Consider the following 13,051-nt stretch of genomic DNA (forward strand, 5'->3'; position numbering starts at 1 on the left):
AGGGTGGAAAAACCCTGGCGTGGCCAGCGGGCCATCCATACAGGTTCTGCTATTCCTTGATTTAGAAAGCATGTGCACTGCAAGACGCGCTTGGGCAGCCTCCGGATCTACCCAGGAAAATTCAGCATGAACACTTTGAAATCTAGACCTTCATGATGATTCGCGCTGACTTGATCATGGCCCTTGAAAGTCGGGGCTGGCAATCACTTATTGCCGCAGGCGCGCAGTGTTTTCACCGCTTGTCTGAACGAGTACCAACCAGTGGGGGCTCTGATTTACTAAGTTACAGCGCCAGCAAGACAGCTTGGCGTCAAAGGGCAGGATGCACGGGACGGGGTTGTCGCGCAGGTAATGGCGAGTGGGGGCACGGAGGCTGGTCATGCACAAAGTCGTGCTGGATATAGATGCGCAGCTGTATCAACTGCTGAAGTCAGCGGCAGACGCCAATCATCTGACTCTTGAAGAGGAATGCCGACGCCGGCTTGAAGGTGGGGAGCGCCGTTCGAGCTACTTGCAGGCCCTGTTGGCGGAGCTGCGGGCCGATGATCAACAGCGGCGCGCAGCAGGGCACTGAATCACTTTTTCTTCTTCGCCGGGGCCGGGCAGTCCGACTCCTGGAAGCGCGCCGAAGCGACCGGGCGGTTGGTACGGTTTTCGGTGAATTCGTAGCGCATGATTGCGCCCTTGGCCATCAGCTTGCGGTAGTTCGGGTCACGACAAACGCTGGCGCCCAGTTGCAGGTAGACCGCCTTGGGGTTGGCGCGCATTTTTTCAGCGTGTTCGGCCTGGACGCTGAGGTGGTTGATCAGTTCCTTGCCTTCGACGGTATAACCCTGGTCGAGGATGTTCTCGTTGACTTCCCGAGGGGTGCCGACGTTACTTTCCTCGGCGGTTTTCTGCAGGGTCTTGTTCAGTTCGAAGTCTTGCAGCGATGCAGCCTGAGCACTGAACGGCAAGGCCAGCAGAAGGGCGGCGGTGGGAACGATAAAGCGCAACATGAAACTCTCCTGGTTCAGTGACTGATGCTTCGACCAGTCACGCGACTGTGCGTTCAGTGGCGGCGAATTATAGGGGAGCGAGGGTAGGCGGTACAGGTTTGAGCAGAGAGCTCTGATAAACTTGTGCGAATTTTCAGCTTTCCGAGTTCCTTTCGTGTCGATTCTTTCTTTCTGTCAGGGCGGCTTCTAATGAGTCATGCCGTTTCCCGCCTGCGTGCCCAGCGTCTTGCACGTGCGGTCAGGCCTTTTACTGCCCGTGGTTCCCGGGCGGAACGCTGTGCGGGCTGTCGGGTGATTCCCAGCCACTGCATGTGCGCCTGGCGCCCCAAGGTTTCCGCGCAGTCGGCGATGTGCCTGATCATGCACGACGTCGAGCCCATGAAACCGAGCAATACCGGCTGGCTGATCGCCGATGTCATAGAAGACACCATGGCGTTCCCCTGGTCACGGACGGAAGTCGACCCACAATTGCTGGCCTTGCTGGCCGATCCCCAGTGGCAGCCTTATGTGGTGTTCCCCGGAGAGTTCGTCGCGCCAGAGCGGGTGGTGAGCGAAGTCCGCCTGGAGGCGGGCAAGCGCCCGCTGTTTATCCTGCTGGATGCGACCTGGAGCGAAGCGCGCAAGATGTTTCGCAAGAGCCCCTATCTAGAGCACTTGCCGGTATTGAGCCTGGAGCCGGAACAGTTGTCGCGCTACAAGCTGCGGCGCTCCAAGCGCGATGACCATTTCTGCACCGCGGAGGTTGCGGCGCTGTGCCTGGAACTGGCCGCCGACCGGCAGGCCGGCGAAGTGCTGGATGCTTACCTGGATGTGTTCAGCACCCATTACCTGTCGGCCAAGTTCCAGCTTGAGATCGACCCTGATGACGAGACGCACACGCGCCTCAAGCCTTTTCTGTAAAGCCTGAGGCAGGGGTTGGAGTTTTTCCGGCCAGAGTTGTGCCACCAGTATCGCGCTCAGCATCGAGGCACAGTCGCGCAGGGCGCGGGCTTTGCGTGATGGCACTCTTATTAGTTAGCAAGCTAAGATGCTGCACGGCCCGAAGCTTGACCACCCCGGCTTCGCTGGGCATGCTTGGCGCCGATTAGGGCGCGACCGATCCTTGAAACGCCGCATTTTCGGGCTCTTGGCGTTGATCGTGCTCTTTGGGTGCAGCATTCTGGCTGACACCTGTGTTGCCTTGGCGAGGACCGAATGCATCGGTTCTCCCATAAAAAACAGGATCATTTGAAAAATGGCCACATACGAAATCCTGATTGCCGATGACCACCCCCTCTTTCGTAGCGCACTGCACCAAGCGGTGACCCTGGGCCTCGGCCCGGATGTCCGTCTGGTGGAAGTGGCGAGCATTGCCGAACTGGAAGCCCGCCTGACCGAAAAGGCTGATTGGGACCTGGTGCTGCTGGACCTGAACATGCCTGGTGCTTACGGTTTTTCCGGCCTGGTGCTGTTGCGCGGTCAGTACCCGCAGATTCCGGTGGTGATGGTGTCGGCACAGGAAGAAGCATCCGTGATGGTGCGTTCACGTGAATTTGGCGCCAGTGGTTTTATTCCCAAGTCCAGTTCTCTCGAAGTCATTCAACAGGCCGTGCGCAGTGTGCTCGATGGCGATGTCTGGTGGCCGCCGCAGGCCTTCGAACAGGTCAGCGTCTCCGCTGAGGCCAAGGCGGCCAGCGAAGGCCTGGCGAGCCTGACGCCACAACAGTTCCGCGTGCTGACCATGGTCTGCGAAGGTTTGCTGAACAAGCAGATCGCTTATGAACTGAGCGTTTCGGAAGCGACCATCAAGGCCCACGTGACGGCGATCTTCCGTAAGCTGGGGGTGCGTACCCGCACTCAGGCGGCACTGCTCCTGCAACAACTTGAGTCAATTTCCAGCCAGTAACCGGCTATTTCTTCACGCTTTTTTGACTTTGGTTGAACTAGCTTTCCCATTCCTTATTGTTCTAGTTGCCTAATTTATGTCGCCTTTCAAAGGTCAAACCGGTCTTAAACGCATCCTCAATGCCTCGGGATACTCCCTCGATGGCCTGCGGGCCGCCTTCACCGGCGAAGCTGCGTTTCGTCAGTTGGTGCTGCTCAACGCGATTCTGATCCCCGTGTCTTTCCTGCTGAATGTCAGCCGGGTCGAGCGGGCGTTGTTGATTGCTGTCTGCCTGCTGGCGCTGATTGTCGAATTGCTCAATTCGGCGGTCGAGGCGGCGATCGACCGGATCTCCCTGGATCGCCATCCTCTGTCGAAAAATGCCAAGGACATGGGCAGCGCCGCACAACTCGTGGCCTTGAGCATGATCACCGTGGTCTGGGCAGTCATCCTGATTTAAGGAATGCTCGGCAGCACGATCTCGTCGCTGCGTTGCACCCCGGCGGTAAAGGAGCGGCAGAGCTCGAGGAATTCGCGCATCGCCGAGGTCTGGTACTTCTGTTTGTGCCAGATGAAGTAGAACTGCCGGGCCAGGTCCAGGTCCGGCGTCTCTACCGGGACCAGGCTGCCGCGGCGAAAGGCGTCGCGCAGCGCCAGTCTGGAAATGCAGCCAATCCCCAACCCTGACTCCACCGCGCGCTTGATTGCTTCGGTGTGTTCCAGTTCGAGCCGGATATTCAGCGCGCTGCGGTGATGACGCATGGCCTGGTCGAAGGTCAGGCGCGTGCCCGAGCCCTGTTCGCGCAGAATCCAGGCCTCGTGGGTCAGCTCCTCCATGCTCGCATGGCCGCGTTTGGCCAAGGGGTGTTGTGGCGCGCAGAACACCACCAGCTCATCCTCGACCCAGGTTTGCACTTCGATGTCCGGGTGGCTGCAGTCGCCCTCGATTAGACCCAGGTCAATTTCGTAGTGGGCGACCTGTTGCACGATATGCGCAGTGTTCTGCACATGGAGTTTGACCTGGCTCTCGGGGTGGACTTGCATGAAGCTGCCGATCAACAGGGTCGCCAGGTAGTTGCCGATGGTCAGGGTCGCGCCCACCGACAACGAGCCGAAGCCGGATTTGCCGTTGAGCAGGTCTTCGATTTCCTTGGCCTGGTCCAGCAACGCCACCGCCTGGGGCAGCAGCTGTTTGCCCAGGGCGTTGAGGCTCAGGCGTTTGCCGGCGCGATCGAACAACTGGCAACTGGATTGCCGTTCGAGCTCGGTGATCGAAGTGCTCGCCGCGGATTGGGAAAGGGCCAGCAGGCCGGCAGCACGAGAAACGCTCTCTTGCTGGGCGACGGCGACGAATACTTGCAGTTGACGGAGAGTGAATCGCATATCGATATAACCGATAACCCTTATCTTAATAATCCAGTTAACAGATATTGTCGCCGCCATTAGAATGCTGTGCAATTGCGCTCGGCTCGCCTGTCAGAGCGTGCGCTGACAACTTTCCAGGAGTCCCCCGTACATGAGCAACATGAACCACGAGCGTGTCCTCAGTGTTCACCACTGGAACGACACTCTGTTCAGCTTCAAGTGCACCCGCGATCCGGGCCTGCGCTTCGAGAACGGTCAGTTCGTGATGATCGGCCTGCAACAACCCAACGGCCGCCCGCTTATGCGCGCTTACTCGATTGCCAGCCCGAACTGGGAAGAGCATCTCGAGTTCTTCAGCATCAAGGTTCCCGATGGTCCGCTGACTTCCCAGCTGCAGCATTTGAAGGAAGGCGACGAGATCATCATCAGCAAGAAGCCTACCGGTACCCTGGTACTGGACGACTTGAAGCCTGGCAAACACCTGTACCTGCTCAGCACCGGCACCGGCCTGGCGCCGTTCATGAGCGTCATCCAGGATCCGGAAACCTACGAGCGTTTCGAGAAAGTGATCCTGTGCCACGGCGTGCGTTACGTCAACGAAGTCGCCTACCGCGAGTTCATCACCGAGCACCTGCCGCAGAACGAATTCTTCGGCGAAGCGCTGCGTGAAAAACTGATCTACTACCCGACCGTGACCCGCGAGCCGTTCGAGAACGAAGGCCGCCTGACCGACCTGATGCGCAGCGGCAAGCTGTTCAGCGACATCGGCCTGCCGCCGATCAACCCGCAGGACGACCGCGCCATGCTGTGTGGCAGCCCGAGCATGCTCGAGGAGACCAGCGAAGTGCTCAACAGCTTCGGCCTGACCGTTTCGCCACGCATGCGCGAGCCGGGTGACTACCTGATCGAGCGCGCCTTCGTCGAGAAGTAAGCGACTCGCAGCACAGAAAAAGCCCGCGTTGCCTGAGAAGGCAGCGCGGGCTTTTTCGTTTCCGGCCGGCTGTCAGCGCGCTGGAACCACTTCCAGGACCTGGATCAGGCCCGGCTGCGGATAGTGCCAGCGCACGTCCAGGTCCCAGAATTGCGCGCCGTATTCACGCTCTGGAGTGGGTGTCTGGTAGGCCGGGCGCGGGTCCTGGGCCAGGCATTGTTCAATCAGCTCCACCAGCGGCTCCTGCAGGCGTTGAGCGTGCGTATGGGCCTGTTGCAGGGCATTGTCGCTCCATTGCACCGGGATCAGCTCCGGCGCCGCGCTGGCGATGCTGTTGCTCGCGCTGTCGATGATGTCGGCATAGGGCACGTAGGGCTTGATATCGAGAATCGGCGTGCCGTCCAGCAGGTCGATGCCGGAGATCCACAGGCGATTGGCCTCGACTTTGTCCAGCTTGACCACCGACTGGCCGATGCCGTTGGGGCGGTGAGTGGCGCGGGTGGCGAATACGCCCATGGACTTGTTGCCGCCCAGGCGCGGCGGGCGGACCTTGAGCCGCGGTTTGTCTTCCAGCGCCTGGTGAAACAGGAACAGCAGCCAGATGTGGCTGACCTGTTCCAGGCCCTGCACCGCGTCGCCCTGGTCGAAGGGCGCCACCAGCTCCAGCACGCCACGGGCCGCCGGGGCCAGTTGCGGCTGGCGCGGGATGGCGAACTTTTCCTTGAAGCAGGAGCGTACGAAGCCGATGGGGGAAACGCTGTAGGTCATGGTCTGGGGTCGAGACGGGGTAGGGGCCGCCATGATAACCCGCGTTGACCTGTAGCCGCTGCCGCAGGCTGCGGCTACAGGTGGAGTCAGAGGCTGAACCCACCATCCAGCGGAATGATATTCCCGGTCATATAGGCCCCGGCGGTACTCGCCAGGCTGATGGCCAGGGCAGCCATTTCCTCCTCGCGGCCCCAGCGTTTCATCGGGATCAGCGCCGTATCCTCGGCCAGGGCCTGCTCGTCGTTGCCGATATGCTGGGTCATCTTGCTCGGAAAGCGCCCGGGGGCGATCACGTTGACGTTGATGTGCTGGCTGACCAGTTCGCGGGCGAGGATCCGCGACAGCTGGTGCAGCGCCGCCTTGCTCGGGCCATAGGCGTACGCCTGTTCGCCAAAGGAGGAGATCCCGGCCACCGAGCCGATATTGATGATGCGCGCCGGATTGGCCGCGGAGCCCGCCTTGCGCAATAGCGGCAGGAATTGCTGGATGCAGTTGAACACCGAGGTCACGTTCAATTGCATGACCTTTTCCCAGCCCTTGACCGGGTAGCTTTCCAGCGGCGCCCCCCAGGTGGTGCCGGCGTTGTTCACCAGGATATCCAGTTGATCGACCTGGGCTTCGAGGCGGGAGACGAGTTGCTGGATGCCTTCTTCGCTCGCCAGGTTGGCGGACAGGGCGTGGCAGCTGCCCAGGGCCCCGAGCTCCGTCGCGGTCTGCTGGCAGGCCTCGGCATCGCGGGCGCAGACATAGACAGTGGCGCCGGCCTCGACAAAAGCCTTGGCGATCATCTTGCCGATGCCGCGGGTGCCGCCGGTCACCAGGGCGGTACGGCCTTGCAGGGAAAAGTAGGGATGCATGGCGAATCCTGAGGGTTGAGGGTCAGTGCATACCCTAGTCGTCAGTCGCGGTGAGCGGAGCCATTATTGTGTGGGGGAATGAAGGGGCATACAGGGCGGTGGCCGAGGGTGGCCACCGCGGATCGAGGGGGAATCAGCCGCGAATGCGCAGGGTCAGGCCCTTGAGGAAGTTGCGCAGCAACTGGTCGCCGCACGGGCGGTAGTTGGTGTGGCCGAACTTGCGGAACAGCGCGCTCAGCTCGGGCTTGGACACCGGGAAATCGGCGGCCTTGAGGATGGCGTGCATGTCGTCTTCCTTCAGCTCGAAAGCGACCCGCAGCTTCTTCAGGATGATGTTGTTGGTCACCGGCAGTTCGATCGGCAGCGGCGGACGGCTTTCGTCCTTGCCACGCTTGAAGATCACCAGGCCGTCGAGGAAGTGCGCCATGACCTCGTCCGGGCAATGCACGAAACCTTCTTCCTCGTCCTTTTTCAGGTAGCCGACGATGTCGTTCAGGCTCACTTCAAAGCCGGTGAGCTTGATGATCTCGACGACCTTCTTGTCGCTGATGTCGAGCATGTAGCGCACGCTGCGCAGTACATCGTTATGAATCATGTCTACAGTCCTGGTCTGTTCACGTTGAGCGCCGCAGGCAAGCGCGGCGTCTGAATGGGTGTCGGCCTAGAATTTCTCTTTGGCGGACAGGTAGCGCCATTGCCCGACCGGCACCTTGCCGATGGAAACCCCACCGATACGGATGCGGCGAATGGCGACGACCTTCAGGCCTACCGCTTCGCAGAGCTGGGCGATCACGCCCGGTTGCGGGTTCTTCATGGCGAAGCGCAGGCGGTTTTCGTTCTGCCAGCTGGCCTTGACCGGCGGCAGTTCCCGGCCCTTGTAAGTCAGGCCGTGGTTCAGGCGGTTGAGGCCGTGGGCGACCATCTCGCCTTCCACCTCGACCACGTATTCCTGCTCGATCTTGGCCGCATCGGCGGTCAGCTTGCGCAGGATCTTCCAGTCCTGGGTGAACACCAGCAGGCCGCTGGCGTTGGCTTGCAGGTCGGCGCTGGCGGTCAGGCGCAGGAAGTGGCCCTTGAGCGGCCGTTTGCCGAAGCGGTGTTCCTCGGACAGGCTGGCGGCGCCCAGCGACTGCATGGCGCTGTCGACGTCCTGGCCGGCCGGCACGTTCAGCAGCAGGGTCACCGGCTCCGGCGCGGTGGCCTTGGCCTGCGGGTCGAGCTCGACTTTCTGGGTGTCGACCTTGAACTGCGGCTCGTCGATGACCTCGCCATCCACGGTGACCCAGCCGCCCTCGATGAACAGCTCAGCCTCCCGGCGGGAGCAGCCGACGAGTTCGATGAGGCGTTTGGAGAGACGAATCGGGTCAGTCATGACAGGGGCCGTAACAAAAGGGGGCAGGCATTGTACCTGCCCGGCGCCGGTTAATCGCGGGTCCATTTGCCCGCTGTGGCTTTTAGCCGCGCAGTGCCTGCTGCTGGGGCTGTTTCAGACGCATGTGCAGCAGCGGGTAGGGCTGGCCCATGCCGTCGTGCTCGGAGCGGCCGATGATCTCGAAGCCCTGCTTGAAGTAGAAGCCCAGGGCTTGCGGGTTCTGCTCGTTGACGTCCAGCTCGTCGGCGTTCAGGTGTTCGATGGCGTACCTGAGCAATTGCTTGCCCAGGCCCTGGCCACGATGGTCGGGATCGATGAAGAGCATTTCGATCTTGCCGGCGGCGACCCCGGCGAAGCCGGTGATGTGCTGGCGCTGGTCCCGGGTGCAGATCAGCATCACCGCATCCAGATAGCGGTTCAGCACCAGGTTTCTCAGCAGTTCGATGTAGCTGTCCGGCAGGAAGTCGTGGGTGGCGCGTACCGAGGCTTCCCAGACCCGGGTCAGTTCCGGGTAGTCGCTGTGTTTCGGGGTATGGATGACCGAATGATGGCGCATGCCGCCTGCTCCTGTGTGGTGACGCATCCGTGGTCCTGAGCAAACGATAGACGTAAAAAAGCCCCGCATCTCACGAAGAGAGCGGGGCTGTGCGGTTTTTTACGCCTTACAGGACTTCGGCCCACAGGTCGTATTCGTCGGCGTCGGTCACCCGGCACCAGACCTTGTCGCCTGGCTTGAGGTCGCCGGCACCGTCGATGAACACGTTGCCGTCGATTTCCGGGGCGTCGAAGAAGCAGCGGCCCACGGCGCCCTGTTCGTCGACTTCATCGATCAGCACTTCGATTTCCTTGCCGATGCGCTGTTGCAGGCGCGCCGAGCTGATTTCCTGCTGGTGCGCCATGAAGCGCTCCCAACGGTCCTGCTTGACCTCGTCCGGGACCACTTCCAGGTCCAGGTCGTTGGCCGGCGCACCTTCCACCGGCGAGTACTGGAAGCAGCCGACGCGGTCGAGCTGGGCTTCGGTCAGCCAGTCGAGCAGGTACTGGAAGTCTTCTTCGGTTTCGCCGGGGAAGCCGACGATGAAGGTCGAGCGGATGATCAGCTCGGGGCAGATCTGGCGCCAGTTCTTGATCCGGGCCAGGGTCTTGTCTTCGAAGGCCGGACGTTTCATGGCCTTGAGTACTTTCGGGCTGGCGTGCTGGAACGGGATGTCCAGGTACGGCAGGATCTTGCCGGCGGCCATCAGCGGGATCAGCTCGTCGACGTGCGGGTACGGGTAGACGTAGTGCAGACGGACCCAGACGCCCAGGGTGCTGAGGGCTTCGCACAGCTCGGTCATGCGGGTTTTCACCGGCGCGCCGTTCCAGAAACCGGTGCGGTACTTGACGTCGACGCCGTAGGCGCTGGTGTCCTGGGAAATCACCAGCAGTTCCTTGACTCCGGATTTGACCAGGCGCTGGGCCTCGTCCAGCACATCGCCGACCGGGCGGCTGACCAGCTTGCCGCGCATCGACGGGATGATGCAGAAGCTGCAGCTGTGGTTGCAGCCTTCGGAAATCTTCAGGTACGCATAGTGACGCGGGGTCAGCTTGATGCCTTGTGGCGGTACCAGGTCGATCAGCGGGTTGTGGTCCTGTTTCGGCGGCACCACTTCGTGCACCGCGCTGACCACTTGCTCGTACTGCTGCGGACCGGTCACGGCCAGCACGCTCGGGTGCACGTCGCGGATATTGCCTTCTTCCACGCCCATGCAGCCGGTGACGATGACCTTGCCGTTTTCCTTGATGGCTTCGCCGATCACTTCCAGGGATTCGGCCTTGGCCGAGTCGATGAAACCGCAGGTGTTGACCACCACGACGTCGGCGTCCTGGTAGGTGGACACCACGTCATAACCTTCCATACGCAGTTGCGTGAGGATGCGCTCGGAATCGACCAGCGCTTTCGGGCAACCCAGGGAAACGAAGCCGACCTTGGGGTTGGCTGGCGCGGTAGGGGTGGACATGTCTAACCTCGGTATAGGTGTCGGGTCGCTCGGCGATCTGGATAAAACCGCTGGCGACGAACGGGCGCTAGGGGCGCCTCTGATCAAAAAGTGCGCAATTCTAGCGACGGCTGGCGCACTTGACCAGCTTTATGCAGGGAAATACGACGAGTGCTGCGTTATGCTTCGCGCCGTTGCGCCCGGGTGAATTCTTATAGTCAACAGAACGTCTGTAACTGTAAGTAAAAGGGTGCATGCTGCATGGGCATTCACGAGAGTCTTGCAAGCTTAGCGTTGTCTTGAATGTCATGCCTTTTATAAGAAGCCCCGATCTGGGTAGTAGGAGTGGTGGATGGGTCAGGCAAGTAGTCAGGCGGTAGGCAGCGAGCATTCCAGGGCCAGGCCCCTGGGGATGCTGGTGGCGGCGGTCGGGGTGGTTTATGGCGACATCGGGACCAGCCCGCTTTATACCTTGAAGGAGGTATTCGCGGGGCATTACGGGGTTCCGGTCAACCACGACGGTGTGTTCGGCATTCTTGCATTGATCTTCTGGTCGCTGATCTGGGTGGTCTCGATCAAATACGTGTTGTTCATCCTGCGGGCCGACAACCAGGGCGAGGGCGGCATCATGGCCTTGACCGCCCTGGCCCGGCGGGCGTCGACGCCCTATCCGAGGCTGCGGGTGGTTCTGGTCATCCTGGGCCTGATCGGCGCGGCCTTGTTCTACGGCGACAGCATGATCACCCCGGCGATTTCCGTATTGTCGGCGGTAGAGGGGCTGGAGATTGCCTTCGACGGGCTCGAGCACTGGGTCGTGCCGATGGCGCTGATCGTGCTGGTGGCGCTGTTTCTGATCCAGAAGCACGGTACCGATCGCATCGGCAAGCTGTTCGGACCGGTGATGGTCCTGTGGTTCGTGACCCTGGGTGGGCTGGGGGTCTACGGCATCGCCCAGCATCCGGAAGTGCTGCAGGCGCTGAACCCGGTCTGGGGTGTGCGGTTCTTCATCGTGCATCCGGGCATGGGCGTGGCCATCCTGGGCGCCGTGGTGCTGGCGTTGACCGGTGCCGAAGCGCTGTACGCCGACATGGGCCACTTCGGTCGCAAGCCGATCGCCCGCGCCTGGTTCGCCCTGGTGCTGCCGGCGCTGGTGCTCAACTATTTCGGCCAGGGCGCCTTGCTCCTGGAGAACCCGGAAGCGGCGCGTAACCCGTTCTATCTGCTGGCACCGAGCTGGGCCCTGATCCCGCTGGTGGTGCTGGCCACACTGGCCACGGTGATCGCCTCCCAGGCGGTGATCTCCGGCGCGTTCTCCCTGACCCGCCAGGCGATCCAGCTGGGTTATATCCCGCGCATGTACATCCAGCACACTTCCAGCGCGGAGCAGGGGCAGATCTACATTGGCGCGGTGAACTGGGCGCTGATGGTCGGTGTGATCCTCCTGGTGCTGGGCTTCGAGTCTTCCGGCGCACTGGCTTCGGCCTACGGCGTGGCGGTGACCGGGACCATGCTGATCACCAGCATCCTGGTGTCGGCGGTGATGCTGTTGCTGTGGAAGTGGTCGCCGGTGCTGACGGTGCCGATCCTGGTGGGCTTCCTGCTGGTGGACGGGCTGTTCTTCGCCGCCAACGTGCCGAAAATCTTCCAGGGCGGTGCTTTCCCGGTAGTGGCGGGGATTGTGCTGTTCGCCCTGATGACCACCTGGAAGCGCGGCAAGGAACTGTTGATGGAGCGCCTCGGCGAGGGCGCGTTGCCGCTGCCGATCTTTATCAACAGCATCCGTGTGCAGCCGCCGCATCGGGTCCAGGGCACCGCGGTGTTCCTCACTGCACGCTCCGACGCCGTGCCCCATGCGCTGTTGCACAACCTGCTGCATAACCAGGTGCTGCACGAGCAAGTGGTGTTGCTGACCGTGGTCTATGAAGACATCCCACGGGTGCCGACGCAACGGCGCTTCGAGGTGGATTCCTATGGCGAAGGCTTCTTCCGGGTGATCCTGCACTTCGGTTTCACCGACGAGCCGGATGTGCCTGAAGCGCTGAAGCTGTGTCATCTGGACGAACTGGACTTCAGCCCGATGCGCACCACCTACTTCCTCAGCCGCGAGACGGTCATCACCTCCAAGATCGTCGGCATGGCGCGTTGGCGCGAGACGCTGTTCGCCTTCATGCTCAAGAACGCCAACGGCAACCTGCGCTTCTTCAAGCTGCCGGTGAACCGGGTGATCGAGCTGGGGACGCAGATCGAGATGTAAGCAGGCGCGACAGCAGAAGCCCCCGTCACCTCAGTGGTGACGGGGGCTTTTTTGTGGCCCTTGTAGGAGCGAGTTTGCTCGCGAAGATGGCCAATGATAATGCGTAGGCATTGAAGAAATGCGCTGTGTTTGAGTTTTTCGCGAGCGAGCTCGCTCCTACAGAAGAACTGCGGTCAGGCCTGATCTTTGGGCGAGCTGGTCATAAGCTCAACACCTTCACCACGTCATCAATCACGGCCTTGCCCATGGCCGTCAGGTAATGCGCAGCCCAGGCGTGGCGGTCGCTGTCTTTGCTGTAGGCGGCGTCCTCGGCAAAGGCCTTGGCCAGGAACAGCAGGTCGGAGGCTTGGGCCAGGGCGTCGCCAATGGGGACGCCGGCGCTGACGTGGAACAGCGGGCGTTCTGAGCAGTAGAGGAAAGGGGTTAAGCCGACTGTTGTCAGGTTTGAAGATTGGGGCGGATTTGCATTGTTCATGGACCAACTCCTGAATTTGAGGAGCTGCCACGTTCGTTTCCAAGCGAATGGGTGGCAGCTGTACGCAGGTTGGAAAACCGGGAATCCAGGAAACCGGCAGACCCGAAGGTCTCCCACGCACAGCCGCCATAACTGATGGATTGCAGGCGCTAAATTCGCCTGCAATCACTATGGGGTGCTAGTTGCCC

Annotated in this window: 15 protein-coding genes; 6 read left to right on the forward strand and 9 right to left on the reverse strand. The window is 61.2% G+C overall.

Features of this window, described 5'->3' with window-relative positions; all coding sequences use genetic code 11:
• The first annotated feature begins 379 nt into the window (after positions 1-379).
• Positions 380-574, forward strand: coding sequence for a hypothetical protein (locus tag PVZ78_RS29055; protein WP_009047328.1), 195 nt, complete (start codon positions 380-382; stop codon positions 572-574).
• Between the two features lies 1 nt (position 575).
• Here the strand turns inward: PVZ78_RS29055 and PVZ78_RS29060 are convergent, their stop codons facing one another.
• A complete protein-coding gene (locus tag PVZ78_RS29060) occupies positions 576-998 on the reverse strand; it encodes a PA3611 family quorum-sensing-regulated virulence factor (RefSeq protein ID WP_007923938.1) in 423 nt (140 codons plus the stop codon).
• 189 nt (positions 999-1,187) lie between these two features.
• Here PVZ78_RS29060 and PVZ78_RS29065 point away from each other — a divergent pair, with 189 nt between their 5' ends.
• The 3 genes from PVZ78_RS29065 to PVZ78_RS29075 all read left to right on the forward strand — a co-directional run bounded on the left by PVZ78_RS29065 (position 1,188) and on the right by PVZ78_RS29075 (position 3,322).
• Positions 1,188-1,898: a tRNA-uridine aminocarboxypropyltransferase gene (locus PVZ78_RS29065; RefSeq protein ID WP_016702022.1), complete on the forward strand. Its 711-nt coding sequence runs from the start codon at positions 1,188-1,190 to the stop codon at positions 1,896-1,898.
• Between the two features lie 334 nt (positions 1,899-2,232).
• Positions 2,233-2,883, forward strand: coding sequence for a response regulator transcription factor ErdR (erdR, locus tag PVZ78_RS29070; RefSeq protein ID WP_009047330.1), 651 nt, complete (start codon positions 2,233-2,235; stop codon positions 2,881-2,883).
• 76 nt (positions 2,884-2,959) lie between these two features.
• Entirely contained in the window at positions 2,960-3,322 is a 363-nt protein-coding gene (locus PVZ78_RS29075) for a diacylglycerol kinase (protein ID WP_009047331.1), read from the forward strand.
• Here PVZ78_RS29075 and PVZ78_RS29080 read toward each other — a convergent pair.
• Entirely contained in the window at positions 3,319-4,245 is a 927-nt protein-coding gene (locus tag PVZ78_RS29080) for a LysR family transcriptional regulator (protein ID WP_009047332.1), read from the reverse strand. The genes PVZ78_RS29075 and PVZ78_RS29080 overlap by 4 nt on opposite strands.
• A 133-nt stretch (positions 4,246-4,378) precedes the next feature.
• Between PVZ78_RS29080 and fpr the strand changes: the two genes are divergently transcribed.
• Entirely contained in the window at positions 4,379-5,158 is a 780-nt protein-coding gene (gene fpr / locus PVZ78_RS29085) for a ferredoxin-NADP reductase (RefSeq protein WP_009047333.1), read from the forward strand.
• 72 nt (positions 5,159-5,230) lie between these two features.
• Here the strand turns inward: fpr and tsaA are convergent, their stop codons facing one another.
• The 6 genes from tsaA to rimO all read right to left on the reverse strand — a co-directional run bounded on the left by tsaA (position 5,231) and on the right by rimO (position 10,155).
• A complete protein-coding gene (gene tsaA, locus PVZ78_RS29090; RefSeq protein WP_028681824.1) occupies positions 5,231-5,926 on the reverse strand; it encodes a tRNA (N6-threonylcarbamoyladenosine(37)-N6)-methyltransferase TrmO in 696 nt (231 codons plus the stop codon).
• 86 nt (positions 5,927-6,012) lie between these two features.
• Positions 6,013-6,783 carry an SDR family oxidoreductase gene (locus PVZ78_RS29095; protein WP_273829646.1) on the reverse strand — a complete coding sequence of 257 codons (771 nt, stop codon included), beginning with the start codon at positions 6,781-6,783 and terminating at the stop codon, positions 6,013-6,015.
• Between the two features lie 133 nt (positions 6,784-6,916).
• Positions 6,917-7,378 carry a DUF1456 family protein gene (locus tag PVZ78_RS29100; RefSeq protein ID WP_009047336.1) on the reverse strand — a complete coding sequence of 154 codons (462 nt, stop codon included), beginning with the start codon at positions 7,376-7,378 and terminating at the stop codon, positions 6,917-6,919.
• A 66-nt stretch (positions 7,379-7,444) separates the two neighbouring features.
• Positions 7,445-8,155, reverse strand: coding sequence for an rRNA pseudouridine synthase (locus tag PVZ78_RS29105; protein WP_009047337.1), 711 nt, complete (start codon positions 8,153-8,155; stop codon positions 7,445-7,447).
• Between the two features lie 82 nt (positions 8,156-8,237).
• Positions 8,238-8,711 (reverse strand): GNAT family N-acetyltransferase, encoded by a 474-nt coding sequence (locus PVZ78_RS29110; protein WP_009047338.1) that lies wholly within the window; start codon positions 8,709-8,711, stop codon positions 8,238-8,240.
• A gap of 106 nt (positions 8,712-8,817) precedes the next feature.
• On the reverse strand, positions 8,818-10,155 hold the full coding sequence (gene rimO / locus PVZ78_RS29115; protein ID WP_016702026.1) for a 30S ribosomal protein S12 methylthiotransferase RimO: 1,338 nt from the start codon (positions 10,153-10,155) through the stop codon (positions 8,818-8,820).
• 391 nt (positions 10,156-10,546) lie between these two features.
• Between rimO and PVZ78_RS29120 the strand changes: the two genes are divergently transcribed.
• Positions 10,547-12,388, forward strand: coding sequence for a potassium transporter Kup (locus PVZ78_RS29120; RefSeq protein WP_371920935.1), 1,842 nt, complete (start codon positions 10,547-10,549; stop codon positions 12,386-12,388).
• Between the two features lie 199 nt (positions 12,389-12,587).
• Here PVZ78_RS29120 and PVZ78_RS29125 read toward each other — a convergent pair whose 3' ends face one another.
• Positions 12,588-12,863, reverse strand: coding sequence for a DUF3077 domain-containing protein (locus PVZ78_RS29125; protein WP_273829647.1), 276 nt, complete (start codon positions 12,861-12,863; stop codon positions 12,588-12,590).
• Positions 12,864-13,051 lie beyond the last annotated feature (188 nt).

This window comes from Pseudomonas sp. SBT1-2 (assembly GCF_028640875.1).
GTDB classification, from domain to species: Bacteria; Pseudomonadota; Gammaproteobacteria; order Pseudomonadales; family Pseudomonadaceae; genus Aquipseudomonas; species Aquipseudomonas chlororaphis_I.

Coding starts and splice junctions, on each gene's coding strand:
- PVZ78_RS29055 (WP_009047328.1), top strand. CDS start 380: ATGCACAAAGTCGTGCTGGATATAGATGCGCAGCTGTATCAACTGCTG.
- PVZ78_RS29060 (WP_007923938.1), bottom strand. CDS start 998: ATGTTGCGCTTTATCGTTCCCACCGCCGCCCTTCTGCTGGCCTTGCCG.
- PVZ78_RS29065 (WP_016702022.1), top strand. CDS start 1,188: ATGAGTCATGCCGTTTCCCGCCTGCGTGCCCAGCGTCTTGCACGTGCG.
- erdR (WP_009047330.1), top strand. CDS start 2,233: ATGGCCACATACGAAATCCTGATTGCCGATGACCACCCCCTCTTTCGT.
- PVZ78_RS29075 (WP_009047331.1), top strand. CDS start 2,960: ATGTCGCCTTTCAAAGGTCAAACCGGTCTTAAACGCATCCTCAATGCC.
- PVZ78_RS29080 (WP_009047332.1), bottom strand. CDS start 4,245: ATGCGATTCACTCTCCGTCAACTGCAAGTATTCGTCGCCGTCGCCCAG.
- fpr (WP_009047333.1), top strand. CDS start 4,379: ATGAGCAACATGAACCACGAGCGTGTCCTCAGTGTTCACCACTGGAAC.
- tsaA (WP_028681824.1), bottom strand. CDS start 5,926: ATGACCTACAGCGTTTCCCCCATCGGCTTCGTACGCTCCTGCTTCAAG.
- PVZ78_RS29095 (WP_273829646.1), bottom strand. CDS start 6,783: ATGCATCCCTACTTTTCCCTGCAAGGCCGTACCGCCCTGGTGACCGGC.
- PVZ78_RS29100 (WP_009047336.1), bottom strand. CDS start 7,378: ATGATTCATAACGATGTACTGCGCAGCGTGCGCTACATGCTCGACATC.
- PVZ78_RS29105 (WP_009047337.1), bottom strand. CDS start 8,155: ATGACTGACCCGATTCGTCTCTCCAAACGCCTCATCGAACTCGTCGGC.
- PVZ78_RS29110 (WP_009047338.1), bottom strand. CDS start 8,711: ATGCGCCATCATTCGGTCATCCATACCCCGAAACACAGCGACTACCCG.
- rimO (WP_016702026.1), bottom strand. CDS start 10,155: ATGTCCACCCCTACCGCGCCAGCCAACCCCAAGGTCGGCTTCGTTTCC.
- PVZ78_RS29120 (WP_371920935.1), top strand. CDS start 10,547: ATGCTGGTGGCGGCGGTCGGGGTGGTTTATGGCGACATCGGGACCAGC.
- PVZ78_RS29125 (WP_273829647.1), bottom strand. CDS start 12,863: ATGAACAATGCAAATCCGCCCCAATCTTCAAACCTGACAACAGTCGGC.